The organism is Roseovarius gaetbuli (assembly GCF_900172365.1).
GTDB lineage: Bacteria > Pseudomonadota > Alphaproteobacteria > Rhodobacterales > Rhodobacteraceae > Roseovarius > Roseovarius gaetbuli.
In genome coordinates this window covers 31,409-47,740 of record NZ_FWFJ01000018.1, presented here as the reverse complement: position 1 = coordinate 47,740, position 16,332 = coordinate 31,409, and the positions used below count along the sequence as shown (strand labels likewise).

The 16,332-nt window shown below is 59.2% G+C and carries 15 protein-coding genes; 14 read left to right on the top strand and 1 reads right to left on the bottom strand.

All coding sequences use genetic code 11. From position 1 onward, the window contains the following. Positions 1-163: 163 nt before the first annotated feature. The 13 genes from cpaB (at position 164) to pdeM (ending at position 14,936) form a co-directional block, all read left to right on the top strand. On the top strand, positions 164-1,030 hold the full coding sequence (cpaB, locus tag ROG8370_RS10465; protein WP_085827032.1) for a Flp pilus assembly protein CpaB: 867 nt from the start codon (positions 164-166) through the stop codon (positions 1,028-1,030). A 195-nt stretch (positions 1,031-1,225) separates the two neighbouring features. Beyond that, positions 1,226-2,644: a type II and III secretion system protein family protein gene (locus ROG8370_RS10460; RefSeq protein WP_085827031.1), complete on the top strand. Its 1,419-nt coding sequence runs from the start codon at positions 1,226-1,228 to the stop codon at positions 2,642-2,644. 16 nt (positions 2,645-2,660) lie between these two features. Then, entirely contained in the window at positions 2,661-3,308 is a 648-nt protein-coding gene (locus ROG8370_RS10455) for an OmpA family protein (protein ID WP_085827030.1), read from the top strand. Between the two features lie 251 nt (positions 3,309-3,559). After that, positions 3,560-4,795 (top strand): CpaE/TadZ family protein, encoded by a 1,236-nt coding sequence (locus ROG8370_RS10450; protein ID WP_085827029.1) that lies wholly within the window; start codon positions 3,560-3,562, stop codon positions 4,793-4,795. Between the two features lie 17 nt (positions 4,796-4,812). Next, positions 4,813-6,252, top strand: a complete 1,440-nt coding sequence (locus ROG8370_RS10445) for a TadA family conjugal transfer-associated ATPase (RefSeq protein WP_085827028.1) — start codon at positions 4,813-4,815, stop codon at positions 6,250-6,252. A gap of 5 nt (positions 6,253-6,257) precedes the next feature. Further along, complete coding sequence (locus ROG8370_RS10440; RefSeq protein WP_085827027.1) at positions 6,258-7,226, top strand: type II secretion system F family protein; 969 nt, start codon at positions 6,258-6,260, stop codon at positions 7,224-7,226. Positions 7,227-7,239: 13 nt separating this feature from the next. Next, positions 7,240-8,223, top strand: coding sequence for a type II secretion system F family protein (locus tag ROG8370_RS10435; protein ID WP_085827026.1), 984 nt, complete (start codon positions 7,240-7,242; stop codon positions 8,221-8,223). Between the two features lie 10 nt (positions 8,224-8,233). Further along, positions 8,234-8,785, top strand: coding sequence for a tetratricopeptide repeat protein (locus ROG8370_RS10430; RefSeq protein WP_085827025.1), 552 nt, complete (start codon positions 8,234-8,236; stop codon positions 8,783-8,785). Positions 8,786-8,814: 29 nt separating this feature from the next. After that, on the top strand, positions 8,815-9,672 hold the full coding sequence (locus ROG8370_RS10425) for a tetratricopeptide repeat protein (protein ID WP_085827024.1): 858 nt from the start codon (positions 8,815-8,817) through the stop codon (positions 9,670-9,672). Between the two features lie 14 nt (positions 9,673-9,686). After that, on the top strand, positions 9,687-10,187 hold the full coding sequence (locus tag ROG8370_RS10420; RefSeq protein ID WP_085827023.1) for a prepilin peptidase: 501 nt from the start codon (positions 9,687-9,689) through the stop codon (positions 10,185-10,187). A 141-nt stretch (positions 10,188-10,328) separates the two neighbouring features. Further along, positions 10,329-11,639, top strand: coding sequence for a DUF8689 domain-containing protein (locus tag ROG8370_RS10415; RefSeq protein ID WP_085827022.1), 1,311 nt, complete (start codon positions 10,329-10,331; stop codon positions 11,637-11,639). Between the two features lie 134 nt (positions 11,640-11,773). Then, on the top strand, positions 11,774-14,182 hold the full coding sequence (locus tag ROG8370_RS10410; RefSeq protein WP_085827021.1) for a ligase-associated DNA damage response DEXH box helicase: 2,409 nt from the start codon (positions 11,774-11,776) through the stop codon (positions 14,180-14,182). Between the two features lie 73 nt (positions 14,183-14,255). Next, positions 14,256-14,936, top strand: a complete 681-nt coding sequence (gene pdeM / locus ROG8370_RS10405; RefSeq protein WP_085827020.1) for a ligase-associated DNA damage response endonuclease PdeM — start codon at positions 14,256-14,258, stop codon at positions 14,934-14,936. A 30-nt stretch (positions 14,937-14,966) separates the two neighbouring features. Here the strand turns inward: pdeM and ROG8370_RS10400 are convergent, their stop codons facing one another. Then, complete coding sequence (locus ROG8370_RS10400) at positions 14,967-15,755, bottom strand: LytTR family DNA-binding domain-containing protein (RefSeq protein ID WP_245827312.1); 789 nt, start codon at positions 15,753-15,755, stop codon at positions 14,967-14,969. A 135-nt stretch (positions 15,756-15,890) separates the two neighbouring features. Here ROG8370_RS10400 and ROG8370_RS10395 point away from each other — a divergent pair, with 135 nt between their 5' ends. Further along, positions 15,891-16,313 carry a PaaI family thioesterase gene (locus ROG8370_RS10395; protein WP_085827019.1) on the top strand — a complete coding sequence of 141 codons (423 nt, stop codon included), beginning with the start codon at positions 15,891-15,893 and terminating at the stop codon, positions 16,311-16,313. The last annotated feature ends 19 nt before the right edge of the window (positions 16,314-16,332 follow it).

Below are 16,332 nucleotides of genomic sequence, written 5' to 3'. Positions count from 1 at the left end.
TTTCCGGCCATTGGCTTGGCGGGAATGGGATTGACCGCGCAGGCGAAACAAACCGCCGCAGCGCCGCCCTGTTTCCCTGTTTTTGACATAATCGATTGGTACGTCTTGCCCTGATGGTTTGGTCATTTGGCCAGACAATAGATTTCGACGGAAAGGAAACACCATGCGTTTGGTATTCGGACTGGTACTTATGCTGGGCCTTGGGCTTGCGGGCTTTGCCGTATACATGGCCAAATCTTATATCGACCGCTATCAGGCACAGCTTGCGCTGGAACGTCAGCAGCGCGTGCCGAACATTGAGACGGTTGATATCTACGTGGTCACACGACCGCTGAAGTATGGCGAGCCGCTGGACAAGACCGCGGTTCGCATGACGGCATTCCCCAAGCAATCGCTTCCTGCGGGCGTATTCACCAAGCCGGAAGATCTTTTTCCCAAGGGCGAAAACACGCCGCGCACCGTTTTGCGCCGGATGGAAGCGAACGAGCCGGTTCTTGCCGTCAAGGTCACGGCACCGGGCGAAGAGGCCGGGATCACCTCGCAACTGGAGCGTGGAATGCGCGCCTTTGCCATCAAGGTTGACGTGACAAGCGGCGTTTCGGGCTTTCTGCGCCCCGGTGATACGGTCGACATCTACTGGACGGGCAACGTTGGCTCGAACAATCAGCGCACCGCCGAGAATTCGACCGGCGCCGTGACCAAGCTTATTGAAACCGGGGTCAAGCTTATCGCGGTGGATCAGGTCACGGATAGTGACATGACCGAAGCCGTGATTGCGCGCACCGTCACCGTATCCTTGCGCCCACAGCAGGTTGCGGCCCTTGCACAGGCTCAATCCTCCGGACGTCTGTCATTGTCGCTTGTCGGCGCGCTTGATGACACCGTGGCCGAAGCCGTTGAAGTTGACCAAAAACGTCTCTTGGGCATCACCACAGCCGCCATCGAAGAACGTGTTGAGCAAGAGTCCTGTAGTATCCGCACCCGCCGTGGTGCCGAGGTGATCGTTACTCCGATTCCCTGCACCAACTAAGGCGAGAACGGGCGAATCATGAAGGGCACCCCTCGCAGGGTGCCCTTTGTCATGGCGAAGCTATTTCGTCACATCGCGGATTATTCTGCATAAAAACACATTGATTCTTGAAAAAAAATCCGAACTCCCTCACAGTGTTCACAAGTACGGGCGAAAAGACCCGATAAATGAGGCGTGATCGGAAAGGCAGGTCACATGAAAATTCGTAGCTATTTCTGGGCGGCTCTGGCCGGACTCTCTTTTGCCGTGGGCCCGTTCGCGGCCCCTGCACAGGCCGAGTCTATCCGAGTGGTTCGCAATGGAACCGGCAGCAATCTGAGTGTGGCGATGAACCGGGCCATCGTCGTGGAAAGCGACGTGCCCTTTGCTGAACTCAGCATTGCAAACCCCGCAATCGCAGATTTCTCAACCCTGTCCGACCGCACGATTTATGTGCTGGGCAAGGCGCCTGGGCGTACAACGCTTACGCTTTTGGATGCCACCGGGCGACTGATCACCAATATCGACGTGCACGTCAGCGCCGATATCTCTGAATTCAAGGAACGCCTGCGCCAGATCCTGCCCGGCGAAACCATTGAGGTGCGCACCGCCAATGACGGGATCGTCATGTCTGGCACCGTGTCCAGCACCTCGCGCATGCAGCGCGCGCTTGAGCTTGCAGAACGCTATGCGCCGGAGCGGGTCTCGAACCTGATGTCGGTGTCGGGCAAACAGCAGGTCATGCTCAAGGTGCGCTTTGCCGAGATGCAGCGCAGCGTTTCAAAGGCTCTTTCCACCTCGCTCTCGATTGACGGGCGAAGCGGCAATGGCCTTGGCATCATCGGCGGCACCAACCAGACAAACACCCAAGGCAGCATTCTCAATACGCTTTCGGGTGCCGTACCGGCCGCGAATAGCAATAATGCGGCGTTTGCCTTTGGCTTTGATGTTGGCTCGATCGAAGTGGGCATTCTCCTGGAAGCCCTTGAAACAAAAGGCGTTGTTCGCACTTTGGCAGAACCGAACCTGACCGCGCTGTCGGGCCAGGAGGCCAAGTTTCTGGCGGGCGGCGAATTCCCGGTGCCGGTGGCCCAGGACAACGGAACCACGTCGATTGAATTCAAACCCTTCGGTGTCGAGCTGAACTTTGTTCCGCGCGTTGTCGATGACGGGATCATCAATCTTGAACTCGCCGCAGCGGTATCATCGCTTGATACGGCCAACGGGATCGTCGCAAACGGCTTCCAGGTTGCAGGTTTCCGTCGCCGTGATACGTCAACCACCGTGGCGCTTCGCGATGGTGACAGCTTTGCAATCGCCGGGCTTTTGCAGGATGACTTCCGTGATAACGCCGGTCAGGTGCCGTGGTTGGGTGACATTCCGATCCTGGGCACCCTGTTCCGCAGCGCCGATTATCAGCGCTCGCAAACAGAGTTGGTCATCATCGTTTCGGCACATCTCGTGTCGCCGACACGTGGCGAGGCGCTTGCCCTGCCCACGGACCGCGTGAAAATTCCGAGCGAAAAAGACTTGTTCCTGAATGGCCGTGTCGCCAAGGGCGCGAAATCCAAAGGACCGGTTGGCGAAGTTGCCAAGCAGGATTTCAGCGGCTCTTACGGCTACGTCATGGATTGATCGAAAGGCTGGGTCAATGAAACATCTTATAGCAATCGCAGGTCTCGTCGCAGCCTCTGCCTGTTCACAACAGGGCGAGCTTTACCGTTCATACGGTGAAATTGGGTCGTTGGTGGATACCGGAAGCTTCGGTGAAGCCACCATGAACAACCAATTGGTGATGAGTGGCGAGAAAAGCTATGTCTACGACCTCTCGAACCGGTTTTCCAACGAGGTGATGAGCACGGTCAACTTTGCCTTCAACTCGGCCCAACTGGACAATGGGGCGCGTGACACCCTGCGCGAGCAGGCCAATTGGATCCGTCAGTTCCCCGAGGTCCGCTTCCGGGTTTACGGTCACACCGATGCGGTCGGCCCCAACAGCTATAACAAGACCCTCGGCATGCGCCGCGCGCAGGCCGTTGTCTCGTTCCTGTCGTCGCAGGGAATCAGCCGCTCGCGCCTCGAGGCCGTTGCCTCATTCGGCGAGACACAGCCGCTGATCGTGACGCAGGGCCGCGAACGCCGCAACCGGCGCACAGTGACCGAGGTTTCGGGGTTTGTCGGAACTGATCCGATCATCATGAACGGCCAATATGCACAGGTTGTCTATCGCGAATACATCAATAGCGCCGTGCCCGCCTCTACCCTCATGACAATCGAAGGCGGCGGCACAAGCGAGTAGCGCAACAGCGAATTCTCCCTGTTCGGCATAGCCGGGCCAACTGAAACCCGCCCCAATTGGGCGGGTTTTTTGTGTCTTAAGACCGCACAATTACGATCTTTTGGCCTAAATGTCGCCAATATTTCAGTCCATCTTCAGTCAGTAATGAGTGTTCCCTCACATAAGGGGCGCCAAGCAGACTTCATGACTTTTCCATGTGTGCGGCAAATTCCGCCCCCCGGCATGGCGATGGCAAAAACAGGACCGATTAAATGAGCAGCATTGTGCTAAAACAACCCGAACCAAGCCCGATCGTCGCCTGCACAATCAGCCGCGACGTCCAGAACTTTGACCTTCTGATCGAAGACATGGAAACGGCCCTTGGCGAAAACTGGGGTGACCTTGGCTTTGCCGAGGCCCTGGCCTTTCTCAATCAGCCCGAAGCCAATTCTCTTGAATTCGTGGCCGTTGCCATTGACGAAACCGACGAAGATGACCTTGTCATGCTGGGCGAAATCATCACGCTGGCCAGCGGCAAAGGCATCAAGGTCATCCTGATCGCCGAAGATGTGAGCCCCGCCGCTCTGCACCAGTTGCTGCGTCAGGGGGCCGATGAATTCGTGCCCTACCCACTTCCCGAGAACGAATTGCAATCTGCCATCGAGCGGCTGCAAAAACCACAGGCCCCCGCGCCAAGTGCCGCCCCGGTCGCGATAGATCGGGCCACTGAGGGCACCGGCGCGCTTTTGGCGGTTCAGGGTCTTGCCGGGGGCACCGGGGCAACCACGCTTGCGGTCAACCTTGCCTGGGAACTGGCCAATGTTGAAAAGGCGAATCCCCCCAAGGTGTGCTTGCTCGACTTCAGCCTGCAGTTCGGATCGACCGCCACCTACCTTGACCTGCCGCGCCGCGATGTTGTGTTCGAAATGTGGTCCGATACGGAAACCATGGACGACGACATTTTCCGTCAGGCCCTTGTGTGCTTTGAGGAGAAGCTTTGGGTGCTGACCGCGCCCAAGGACATGATCCCGCTGGACATGGTAACATCCGAGGACGTCAACAAGATCCTTGATGTTGCGCGGCGGCATTTCGATTACGTGATCGTCGATATGCCCACCACCCTGGTGCAATGGACCGAAGCGGTGCTGAACGCCTCGCAGATCTATTTTTCAACCGTAGAGCTGGACATGCGCTCGGCGCAGAACGCGCTTCGGATGAAACGCGCGTTGCAAACCGAAGATCTGCCGGTTGAAAAGCTGCGCTTCTGTCTGAACCGCGCCCCGAAGTTCACCGATTTGAATGGCAAAAGCCGCGTCAAACGCATGGCCGAAAGCCTAGAGATCAACATTGAACTGTTGCTGCCCGATGGTGGGCGCGCGGTTTGCCAAAGTGCGGATCATGGGCTGCCGCTTGCGTCGGCGGCTTCCAAGAATCCATTACGCCGTGAAATTGCCAAGCTGGCCAGCTCTTTGCATGAGCTTGGCAAAAGCGATGCAGAAGCCGCATAGGAAAGGGTCTAAAACCAATGTTTTCCCGTTACAAAAAGCCTGCGGCCACCAAGGCGGGTGCCAACCTTCAGGCTGTTGACACCCCCAAGACCGCCCCGATTGAACAGGCGCCCGCGCTGTCGTTTCGCAAACCGTCGCCAACCGCACCCGCTGCGGTTGTTGGCGCGGATAAAGAACGCAAGCGCAAGGATCGGATCGGCGAGATCAAGATCGAGCTGCACCGCGCGCTTCTGGACAACCTGAACCTTGCCGCGCTTGATACGGCGTCTGAGGATGATCTGCGGGCTGAAATCAGCTCGATTGCCGGGGAAATCCTTGAAGAAAAAGGCATCGTCCTCAACCGCGAGGATCGCGTGACCCTCACGCAGGAGCTTTATGACGAGGTCAAAGGCCTTGGCCCGCTTGAAACGCTGCTGAAAGACGACACGGTCAACGATATTCTCGTCAATGGCCCGCATCAGATTTTCGTGGAACGCGCCGGCATCCTGAGCCTGAGTGATGTGACCTTCAAGGATGAAAAGCACCTGATGCGGATCATCGACAAGATCGTTTCGGCCGTGGGGCGGCGGGTGGATGAATCCAACCCCTACGTTGACGCCCGTCTTGCCGATGGGTCGCGTTTCAACGCCATGGTGCCGCCGGTTGCGGTCGACGGAAGCCTGGTGTCGATTCGGAAATTCAAAAAGGACAAGCTTGGCATCGACGATCTGGTCAGATTCGGCGCCTTCTCGGAAGAGATGGCCGCCTATTTGCAGGCCGCTGTTGCCACCCGCCTCAACGTGATCGTGTCCGGCGGGACCGGCTCTGGTAAAACGACCACGCTGAACGCTCTGTCGTCTTTCATCGACAATGACGAACGCATTCTGACCATCGAAGACACGGCCGAACTTCAGCTCCAGCAAATCCATGTGGGGCGGATGGAAAGCCGCCCGCCCAACGTGGAAGGCAAAGGTGAGGTCAGCCCGCGTGACTGTTTGAAGAACGCCCTGCGGATGCGCCCGGACCGGATCATCGTCGGGGAAACGCGCGGTGAAGAGGTGATTGACATGTTGCAGGCCATGAACACCGGCCACGACGGATCAATGACCACGATCCACGCCAACAACCCGCGCGACGGCATCAGCCGCCTGGAAAACATGGTCGCCATGGCCGGGATCGAAATGCCGCTCAAGGCCGTGCGCTCTCAGATCGCCTCGGCTGTGAACCTGATCGTTCAGGCCAGCCGACTTCAGGACGGCTCGCGCCGGATGACCTCGATCACCGAAATAACCGGGATGGAAGGCGACGTGATCTCGATGCAGGAAATCTTCCGTTTCCAGCGCGTCGGCCTGAGCCCGGACAACAAGATCATCGGCCATTTCACCGGCACCGGCGTGCGCTCGAACTTTACAGAGCGGTTTCGCCTCTGGGGCTATGACCTTCCGCCCCATATCTTTGAACCCATCGCAGCGGAGTAACGCAGATGACCATCAGCGCAGAACCAATTATTTACGGCCTGATCTTCATCGGTGTGCTGGTCCTTGTCGAAGGCCTTTACCTGACGGTATTTGGCCGCTCGATCAGCCTCAACAACCGGGTCAACCGCCGCCTTGAGATGCTGGACAAGACCGGCAACCGCGAAGAGGTCATGGAAAAGCTGCGCAAAGAGATGCAGCAGCACCTCAAAGCGCGCAAGATTCCGCTCTATTCGATCCTGTCGACCAAGGCCCAGAAGGCCGCGATCGCCTTTACGCCAAATCAGCTGATGATGCTGATGGCGGGGGTCAGCGTGCTTGCGTTTCTTGGCCTGACGATTGGTACCGAAACCGCAATTCCCGTGCGCATCGCAGCGGCAATCGGGATGGGCGTGGGTGGCATTTTCACATGGATCAACATGAAGGCGAACAAACGCATGGGCATGCTCGAAGAGCAACTTCCCGATGCGATCGAACTCATGGTGCGCTCACTTCGGGTGGGCCATCCGTTTTCCGCCGCCATCGGGATCGTCGCAACCGAGGTCTCTGACCCTCTGGCGACCGAATTTGGCATCATCGCCGATGAGGCTGCCTATGGTCGCGACATGGGCGAGGCCCTCAAGGACATGGCCGAGCGCCTTGATATGCAGGATCTGCGCTTTCTGGCGGTCGCCGTCGCCATCCAGCAGCAATCAGGTGGTAACCTTGCCGAAATCCTTGCCGGTCTTGCCAAGGTGATCCGCTCACGCTTTCGTCTGTTCCGCCGCGTCAAGGCGATCACCGCCGAGGCGAAATGGTCAGGCAAATTCCTGTCGGGCTTTCCGATCCTGGCTCTGGTTGGCATTCAGGTGATCAAGCCTGATTACTATGACGAAGCGATGCTTCACCCCTACTTTATTCCCGCCACGCTGATCGTGGGTGGCTTTCTTGTGCTCAACCTGATCGTCATGCGCGCGCTTGTGGACATCAAGGTCTGAAAAGGAACATCCCATGAAACTTCTGACCCTGATCACAGACGTCCTGACCGGTGCGCTTGGCCCCTTTGGCCCGGTGATTGCAGTCGGCGCGCTTGGCGTGATGCTTGTCCTCGCGGTCCTGCCAATCATGCTGAAGCAAAAGCAGGATCCGCTGAATAAGCTGAAGCAGGCGAACCTTGCCTCGAAGGGCCAGGCGCCATCAAACGAGCGCCTGCGCTCTGGATCTCGCAACGAAAAGCTTGATAGATACGCAAGTTTTCTTGAGCCGCAGGATGAAAAGCAACTGTCGCAGATGCGCCTGACCCTGATGCAGGCGGGCTATCGCGACAAGGACGCGGTGCGCTATTTCCACTTTGCCCAGTTTGCCCTTGGCATCGGTCTCTTGCTTTTGGGTGTGATCTATTTCGTCCTGTTCAAATCGGGCGAAGAGGTTTCGACCCAGCAGACCATCATGTACATCCTAGGCCCCGGCGGCGTCGGATACATGCTTCCGAAATATTGGGTCACCAAGCGCCAGCAAAAGCGCCAGGAAGAGATCATGGATGGCTTTCCCGACAGCCTTGACATGATGTTGGTCTGTATCGAAGCGGGGCAGTCGATGGATCAGGCCATCATCCGGGTCTCGAACGAAATCCGTGCCTCTTATCCCGCTCTGGCCGACGAATTTCAGATCGTCTCGCTTCAGATCAAGGCCGGGCGCGACAAGGCCTCGGTTCTCAACGAGATGGCCGAACGCTGTGGCGTTCAGGATATTTCGAGCTTTGTGACCGTTCTGGTGCAATCACAGACCTTCGGCACCTCGGTCGGTGAGGCCCTGCGCGTCTATGCGGCGGAAATGCGTGACAAACGGGTCATGCGCGCCGAAGAAAAAGCCAACAAGCTTCCGACAAAGATGACACTCGCCACGATGATGCTTACAGTACCGCCATTGCTGATCATTCTGGTTGGACCGTCTGCTCTGGGTATTATGAAACTCTTCGAGATGGCGGGCAAATAAACGGGGCACGATGACACCACGGGCGGGGGTATTTCTGGCGGTTTTCCTGGCATTGGCCGGCTGTGTCGAGCCCAAGCCACCAGAGGGGCCTTATGCGCCGGGTTTCGTGCCCGGCGCTGAGGCGGTCGGTGGATTGCTTGTCGGTCACCGCCTTATGGATGCGGGCGAATTCGAGCTGGCCCAAAAGGCCTATACCCGCGCCGCCGTCACCCAGGGCATGACAGCCGATATTCTTGCCGGGCTTGGCAGCGCCAATCTCGGGCTCGGGCGGCTTGTCACGGCCGAACGGTTGCTGCGCAAAGCTGTTGAGAAAGACCAGAGTTCGCCGGAAATCTGGAACAATCTGGGCGTCGTTCTTGTGGAACAGCGCGAATATCTTGAGGCCGAACAGGTTTTTCGCCGGGCTTACGCGCTTGATAATGGCGAAAGTGACTCAATTCGTGACAATTTGCGCTTAGCGCTCGCAAAATCTGAAAATTCCTACTATGATGAAACGCAAGAGCAAGATTATAAATTGGTACGGCGGGGCAGTGGCGACTATCTGGTCCGCAAGATACCATGACGAGGCAGCGGCAGTAAAAGGACGCAAAAATGCGCCACCCTATCCTAATTTCCCTGTGCGTGACGGGCGCGTTTGCCCTGTCTGCGTGCGAGAAACCCAACGGCAATGATGTTGATCGCGCTTTTCAAGGCATCAATGTTATTGATGAAACCAACCTCAACGACGTGATGCTGACGGCGGCCGACCCAAATGAGGCGGTGTCGTATTTTCAGCGTGCCGTCGGCGAAAAGCCGGATCGCATTGATCTGTTGCGCGGGCTTGGCAAATCCCTGATCCGGGCCAAACGCCATACCGAGGCAGTGACCGTCTGGTCGAAAGTGGCCGAGCATAAAGACGCCACCAACGATGACCGCGTCGATTTTGCCGATGCATTGATCCGCAACAACGAATGGGACCGTGCCGACACGGTGCTGGACGGTATCCCGCCGACCTTTGAGACCTTCAAGCGCTATCGCCTTGAGGCGATGATTGCCGATAGCAATCAGGAATGGAAAAAGGCCGACAGCTTTTATGAAATCGCCGTTGGCCTGACGACGCGGCCCGCCGGCGTCATGAACAACTGGGGATATTCCAAGCTGACGCGTGGCGATTATCCCGGCGCAGAGCGGCTTTTCTCGGATGCCGTCCGTCAGGATCCGGCCCTGTTCACCGCCAAGAACAACCTTGTTCTGGCCCGTGGTGCGCAACAGAAATATTCGCTTCCCGTGTTGTCCGCCAATCAGTCAGAGCGCGCGCAATTGCTATATACGCTTGGCCTTTCGGCGATCAAACAGGGCGATACCGCGATTGGCAAAGGCCTGTTGCGTGACGCCATCGAGACCCATCCCCAGCACTTCGAGGACGCCGTGCGCAGCCTGCGCGCCCTTGAAGCGAACGTGTCAAACTAGGCCGGGCCACGCCGATGTCGCTTGAGATTTCCGCCCAGTCGGCGCTTTGGTTCCTGCCGTTGGTCTTGCCGGTCTGCATCTGGGTCGCCTGGAGCGATCTGCGGCGGATGAAAATCCCCAACACTGCGGTGCTGACCCTGACGGGCATCTTCGTGGTGGTCGGGCTTATCGCGCTTCCAATGCCGGATTATGCTTGGCGCTTTGCCCATCTTGCGGTGATGCTTGCGGTCGGGATCGCGGCCAATGCCATCGGGGCCATCGGGGCGGGCGATGCCAAATTCGTTGCCGCCGCCGCCCCCTTTGTGCCCCTCGGGGATGCGGGCAATATCGCGATCATCTTTTCGGTCACGCTTGTGGTGGCTTACGTCACCCACCGCCTGGCCAAAGCAAGCCCGCTGCGCCGCCTTGCGCCGGAATGGGCAAGCTGGACATCGGGCAACAAGTTTCCGATGGGCTATGCGCTTGGCGGCGCCCTTGCGATTTACCTCGGACTTGGCGTGCTCTGCGGCGCGTAAACCTTCGCCTTTGCCGCACCCCTGCCCGAGGGTTTCCTTAATTTCTGCACCTTTGCCCGGCATGGTTACGACCAGGCCCTGCCCGCTTTTCGCGCGGCGCAGGATAAAAGCAGCATATCAGGCGCAGAACAGGCACATCACATGAACATGCAAGTCAGCACCGGCGTTCAGCCCCCCCCGCCCCCGAGCAGCATCGAAGACATGCAGCTTCCGGTGGTGATGATGCGGGATATCCTGCTCAAGACCATGTTCCGCAAGAACCTTGACCTTGTGTCGGAAGTGGCGGTCGCCATCTGTCTGCCGCGTGCGGTGACGCAGGAATTGATTGATATGGCGCGGGTGCAGAAACTGCTTGAGGCGACGGGTACGTTGAATGCGAATTCCGGTGGCGAAATGGGCTATCAGCTCACCGATGCCGGCAAATCCCGCGCGCTTGATGCCCTGAGTCAGTCGGAATATTTCGGCGCGATGCCGGTGCCCCTGGCGGTTTACCGCGAACAGGTCAAACGCCAGTCGATCCGCAATATCCAGATCACACGCGATCAGTTGACCAATGCGATGGGGCACCTGATCCTGCCAAATAGCCTTCTGGATCACCTCGGGCCTGCGGTCAGCGCCGGGCGCTCGATCCTGATGTATGGCCCGCCGGGCAATGGTAAATCCAGTATTTCCAATGGCATACGTGACGCCATGGGCGACAAGATCTTTGTGCCGCGGGCGATTGAATATTCCGGTCAGGTGATCACCGTCTATGACCCGATCGTGCATTCCTCGGCCGAGGTCGAGGTCGATGATCCCAATTCCCTGCGCCGTCGCCGCACCTTTGACACGCGTTATGTGCGCTGTGAACGCCCGACCGTGATCACCGGTGGTGAGCTGAGCCTGTCGATGCTTGATCTGGTCTATAACCCCACCGCGCGCACCTATCAGGCGCCGCTTCAGCTCAAGTCGACCGGCGGCATCTTTATCGTGGATGACCTTGGCCGTCAGGCCGAACCGCCGCAAAGCCTTGTGAACCGCTGGATCGTTCCGCTTGAAGAAAGCAAGGATATCCTGGCCCTGCAATCGGGTGAGAAATTCGAAGTGCCCTTCGACACGCTGGTGATTTTCTCGACCAACTTTCACCCGAATGAAATCTTCGACAAGGCCGCCCTGCGCCGGATTTTCTACAAGATCAAGATCGACGGGCCGTGCCAGCAGGATTTCCTTAAAATCTTTGCCATGGTCGCGCGCAAAAAGGGCATGCCTCTGGATGAGGCCTCGCTGATTCACCTGATCAAGGAAAAATATCCGACGATCGACAATGTCTATGCCAACTATCAGCCGGTCTTTTTGATCGACCAGATGATCTCGATTTGTGAGTTCGAGGGCATCCCCTATCAGATGTCCCCCGACTTGCTTGATCGTGCCTGGGCGAACATGTTCGTGAAAGAGGAAGAAATCGTTCACTGAACCTTGCAGGTTCTCTGTAGGGTGGGTGAAACCCACGCATTCTCCGCAAGCAGCGTGGGTTTCACCCACCCTACGGATTGCCGCAGTGTCGGAGATATCTTTGCTTTGCGGCACCGCGCGCCTACCTTAGCGCAATGACGCCGCTTCCCGCCTGTTTCACCGATTGGTTTTCTGCCCGTGGCTGGCACCTTCACCCGCATCAGCGCGAGATGCTGGCGCGTGCCGATGCGCCCGCGACGCTGCTGATTGCGCCGACCGGCGGGGGCAAGACGCTGGCCGGTTTCCTGCCGACGCTGGTTGATCTGGCCGAGGGCCCGCATGCCGGGCTCCACACGCTTTACATCTCGCCACTCAAAGCGCTTGCGGCCGATATCAAGCGCAACCTGACCGCCCCGGTTGATGAAATGGGCCTTGCCATCCGGGTTGAGGATCGCACCGGCGACACCTCGGCCCACGCCAAACGCCGTCAACGCGCCGACCCGCCGCATATCCTTTTGACCACCCCCGAAAGCCTCGCCTTAATGATCTCTTACGAGGATGCGCCGCGCATTTTCGCCGGGTTGAAACGGGTGGTGATTGATGAAATCCACGCCCTCGCCGAAAGCAAGCGCGGCGATCAGCTCATGCTGGCGCTGTCGCGGCTCGAGGCGCTTTGCCCGGACCTGCGGCGCGTCGGCCTCTCGGCCACGGTCGAGGACCCGCCCGCGCTTGCGCGCTATCTGGCGCATGGCGAAAATGCCTGTGACATCCTGTTGGCCGATCCCGGCCCTGCCCCGGATATTGCCATGCTTGAGGTGTCCGAACCGCCGCCTTGGTCGGGCGGTGGGGCCGCTTATGCGATCCCGGCGGTGCTGGATCAGATCAAGCGCCACAAGACCACGCTGATCTTTCACAACACCCGCGCGCAGGCGGAAATTTTCTTTCACAATCTGTGGCTTGCCAATGAAGACGACCTTCCCATCGCGGTCCATCACGGCAGCCTTGACCGCGTGCAACGCGCCCGCGTCGAGGCGGCGATGACCCGCGGCGAGCTACGAGCGATTGTCTGCACCGGAAGCCTTGATCTCGGCATCGACTGGGGCGATGTCGATCTTGTCATTCAGGTCGGCGCGCCCAAGAACGTCAAGCGGTTGGTGCAGCGGATCGGGCGCGCCAATCACCGCTATAACGCGCCGTCCAAGGCGCTTTTGGTGCCCGCCAACCGCTTTGAGGTGGTCGAATGTCTGGCCGCGCTAGAGGCCGTGCGCGCGCATGATCTTGACGGCGAGGCGCGCGGGCCGGGGCCGCGCGATGTGCTGTGCCAGCATATCCTGATCCGCGCCTGCGCCGGGGCGTTTGAGGCCGGTGTGCTTTATCAAGAGGTCGCCGGTGTCGGCGCTTACGCGGGGCTGACACGGGCCGAGTTTGACGCCTGCCTGGAGTTTTGCGCCACTGGCGGGTACGCCCTGCGCGCCTATGACCAATGGCAGCGATTGGTGCAGCGCGCCGATGGGGCGTGGCACTTGCGCGACCCGCGCAGCGCGCGCCTGATCCGGATGAACATCGGCACCATTCAGGACAGTGACACCCTCAAGGTACGGATGAAACGCGCGCGCGGCGGCAAGCCCCTTGGCGAGGTCGAAGAAGGCTTTGCCGCCACGCTTAGCCCCGGTGACACCTTCCTGATCGGCGGCCAGATCGTGCGCTTTGAGAGCCTGCGCGAAATGGTGGTCGAGGTCAGCCGCGATGCGGGTCGCAAGCCAAAGATCGCGACCTTCACGGGCACCAAATTCGCCACATCGACCCAGCTTTCAGAGCGTATTCTTGCGCTTCTCGCACAGCCCGAGTGGCCCGATTTGCCAGAGGTGATCCGCGACTGGCTGCACCTGCAGAGGCGCGTGTCAGAGATGCCGAAGGCGGGGCATCTGCTGGTTGAGAGTTTTGCCCATGACGGGCGCGAAAAGACCTGTATTTATGGCTTTTCCGGGCGCAACGCGCAACAGACGCTTGGCCTTTTGATCACAAACCGGATGGAAGAGCTTGGCCTTGCGCCGCTTGGTTTTGTGGCAACGGATTATGCCACGCTGATCTGGGGGCTTGAGGCGGTGACCGACGCAGCGCCTTTGTTTGACGCCGCGAGCCTGCGCGTCGGCTTTGAGAGCTGGCTTGCCGGCAACGCCGTGATGAAACGCACCTTTCGGGCCTCGGCGACAATCGCCGGGCTTATACAACGCAACATCCCGAGCGCGCGCAAGAACGGGCGACAGGCGACGATGTCGTCGGATATCCTCTATGACACGCTGGCAAAATATGACCCCGGCCACCTGTTGCTTGATATCACCCGGCAAGAGGCGATGCGCGGTCTGGTCGATTTTGGCCGCATCGAAGAGATGCTGGCGCGGGTGGATGGGCGCATCACCCACCGGCGGCTGGCGCGGGTAAGCCCGCTTGCCGCGCCGCTTTTTCTTGAGGCAGGGCGCACCCCGGTCAAGGGTGCTGCGGAAGAGCGGCTTTTGGCCGAGGAAACCGCGCGGCTGATGCAGGCGGCGGGGCTGACGGGGTGATCGCTGCCCTCTGGCGCCCGCTCGATGACGCGCCGCCCTTGCAATGACGCGCGCATCGCGCCACCAAGGGGATATGGACGGATATCCTTTCACCCTTGCCGGGGCCGAATTGACGGCGCTGGCCTCGGGCGCGCTCTATTGGGATGCGCGGAATTTGCTGTGCGTGTCGGATCTTCACCTGGGCAAGGCAGAACGCCGCGCCCGATTGGGCGAACCACCGCTGCCGCCCTATGAGACCCGCGATACGCTAAGCCGGTTGGAAAACGATTTGCGCCAGACCGGGGCAAGCACAGTGATCTGTCTTGGTGACAGCTTTGATGACAGCGCCGCGGCGGCGGCCCTGCCCGAGGCGGAAAAGCTTTGGATTGCCAAGCTTCAGGCGGGGCGGCGGTGGGTCTGGATCGAGGGCAATCATGATCCCGGCCCGGTCGACCTTGGCGGCGCGCATTTGGCTGAATTGCCGGTGCCGCCGCTGGTGTTTCGCCATATCGCCCGTCCCGGCCAGAGCGGTGAGATCTCGGGCCATTATCACCCCAAGGTCCGGCTTGCGCTGCGCGGCCGCAGCCTGAGCCGTCCGGCGTTTCTGGTAGACAGCAACCGCGTGATCCTGCCGGCTTATGGCACTTATACGGGCGGTCTTTACAGCCACGACGAGGTGTTGAGCACACTCATGCGGCAAGAGGCCCTGGCGATTTTGACCGGGGCGATGGTGCATGCCACGCCAATGCCGCGCCAGGGCACTCTTCGGCCCTGACAGGCTGCCTCGTGTCGCTCAACCGGCGTGTCACTCAAGCAGCCCTGCCTCTACGAGACGCGGGCGGTATTTGCGGCTGACGGGGACGCGGTCACCGTTGCGCAGGATGACGAATGTCTTGTTTGCCCCGGCCTGCTCGACCCCGACAACCGCAGACAGCGCCACCCAATGCGAGCGATGGGTGCAGATGCCTTCGATCGGGTCCATTTCATCAATCGCGTCCCCAAGCCGAAGGCGCAGGGTTTCGACCCCGCGATCGGTCGAGACATCGACAAAATGATCATTGGCCGAGAGGCGCATGATTTCGACACCCTCCAGATCCGAAAGCCGCCGATGCAGGCGCGTCGTTGGCACATCCTCATCCCCATCGCGACGCCGATAGCCCGCCGGCTGTTCAAGGCCGATCTGGCGGCGCAGGATGAAGATGCACCAGGAAATCACGAAGATGTTGAGCGCAATACTTAACAGGCGCAGCTGCTGCAGTTTAAGAACCGGGTCCATCCAGGCACGCAGCCCCCAGATCAGCGGCGCCAGAATGACACTCACCATCAGGCCCCCGCCGAGATCAAACAGGATCGGACGCCGCTTGCCGAACACCGTAGCCATGGTGGCACGACTTAAATAAGCCACCAGCAGACCGCTGAAAATCGCCATGCTCCAATAGGTGGCACGCGCCGCAAGGGGCATGGTTTCATAGGTGCCAAAAGGTCCCGCAATGACAGCAACGGCAATAGAAACCGCAACCGTCAGCAGCGTCACGGAGGATAACAACGTGGAAAACGTTTCCACCAAATGGTTGCGAAAGTCAGACCAGTTCAACTCATTCCCCTTATCACACATTACCACTTATGCATGTATCAGCCGTCACCCAGTATTCCAATAATGGACAGTGACATCACATAACTTTATCGTCATCCTAATGACGCAGCGTAAGCAATGGGAATTAAAGCCAGAATGTCCCCTGACACCGACGACAAAATTCGCAAAAGCTTTGCCGCGCAGAGCATGATGCAGACCCTGGGCGCGACCCTTGCCAGCGTCTCACCCGGACATGTCGAGATCGAAGCGCCGATCCTAGCAACGAGCCGCCAGCAGCACGGATTTGGCCATGCCGGGCTGACCTTTGCCATCGGCGACAGCGCGGCGGGCTATGCGGCACTGTCCGTCATGCCAGAGGGGTTCGAGGTTCTGACCACCGAGATGAAGATCAACCTTCTGGCCCCGGCCAAGGGCGAGAGCCTGATCGCGCGCGGCGATGTGGTAAAGGCCGGGCGCCGCCTTGTGATCGTGCGCGCGGATGTCTTTGCGCTTGAGGGCGGCACCGAAACCCATATCGCGATGATGACCGGCACGATGATGCCAGTGACGCGCAGCTAGCCATACCAACGCCCCCTTT

Coding starts and splice junctions, on each gene's coding strand:
- ROG8370_RS10440 (WP_085827027.1), top strand. CDS start 6,258: ATGACCATCAGCGCAGAACCAATTATTTACGGCCTGATCTTCATCGGT.
- ROG8370_RS10395 (WP_085827019.1), top strand. CDS start 15,891: ATGTCCCCTGACACCGACGACAAAATTCGCAAAAGCTTTGCCGCGCAG.
- pdeM (WP_085827020.1), top strand. CDS start 14,256: ATGGACGGATATCCTTTCACCCTTGCCGGGGCCGAATTGACGGCGCTG.
- ROG8370_RS10435 (WP_085827026.1), top strand. CDS start 7,240: ATGAAACTTCTGACCCTGATCACAGACGTCCTGACCGGTGCGCTTGGC.
- ROG8370_RS10445 (WP_085827028.1), top strand. CDS start 4,813: ATGTTTTCCCGTTACAAAAAGCCTGCGGCCACCAAGGCGGGTGCCAAC.
- ROG8370_RS10460 (WP_085827031.1), top strand. CDS start 1,226: ATGAAAATTCGTAGCTATTTCTGGGCGGCTCTGGCCGGACTCTCTTTT.
- cpaB (WP_085827032.1), top strand. CDS start 164: ATGCGTTTGGTATTCGGACTGGTACTTATGCTGGGCCTTGGGCTTGCG.
- ROG8370_RS10455 (WP_085827030.1), top strand. CDS start 2,661: ATGAAACATCTTATAGCAATCGCAGGTCTCGTCGCAGCCTCTGCCTGT.
- ROG8370_RS10450 (WP_085827029.1), top strand. CDS start 3,560: ATGAGCAGCATTGTGCTAAAACAACCCGAACCAAGCCCGATCGTCGCC.
- ROG8370_RS10430 (WP_085827025.1), top strand. CDS start 8,234: ATGACACCACGGGCGGGGGTATTTCTGGCGGTTTTCCTGGCATTGGCC.
- ROG8370_RS10415 (WP_085827022.1), top strand. CDS start 10,329: ATGAACATGCAAGTCAGCACCGGCGTTCAGCCCCCCCCGCCCCCGAGC.
- ROG8370_RS10425 (WP_085827024.1), top strand. CDS start 8,815: ATGCGCCACCCTATCCTAATTTCCCTGTGCGTGACGGGCGCGTTTGCC.
- ROG8370_RS10410 (WP_085827021.1), top strand. CDS start 11,774: ATGACGCCGCTTCCCGCCTGTTTCACCGATTGGTTTTCTGCCCGTGGC.
- ROG8370_RS10420 (WP_085827023.1), top strand. CDS start 9,687: ATGTCGCTTGAGATTTCCGCCCAGTCGGCGCTTTGGTTCCTGCCGTTG.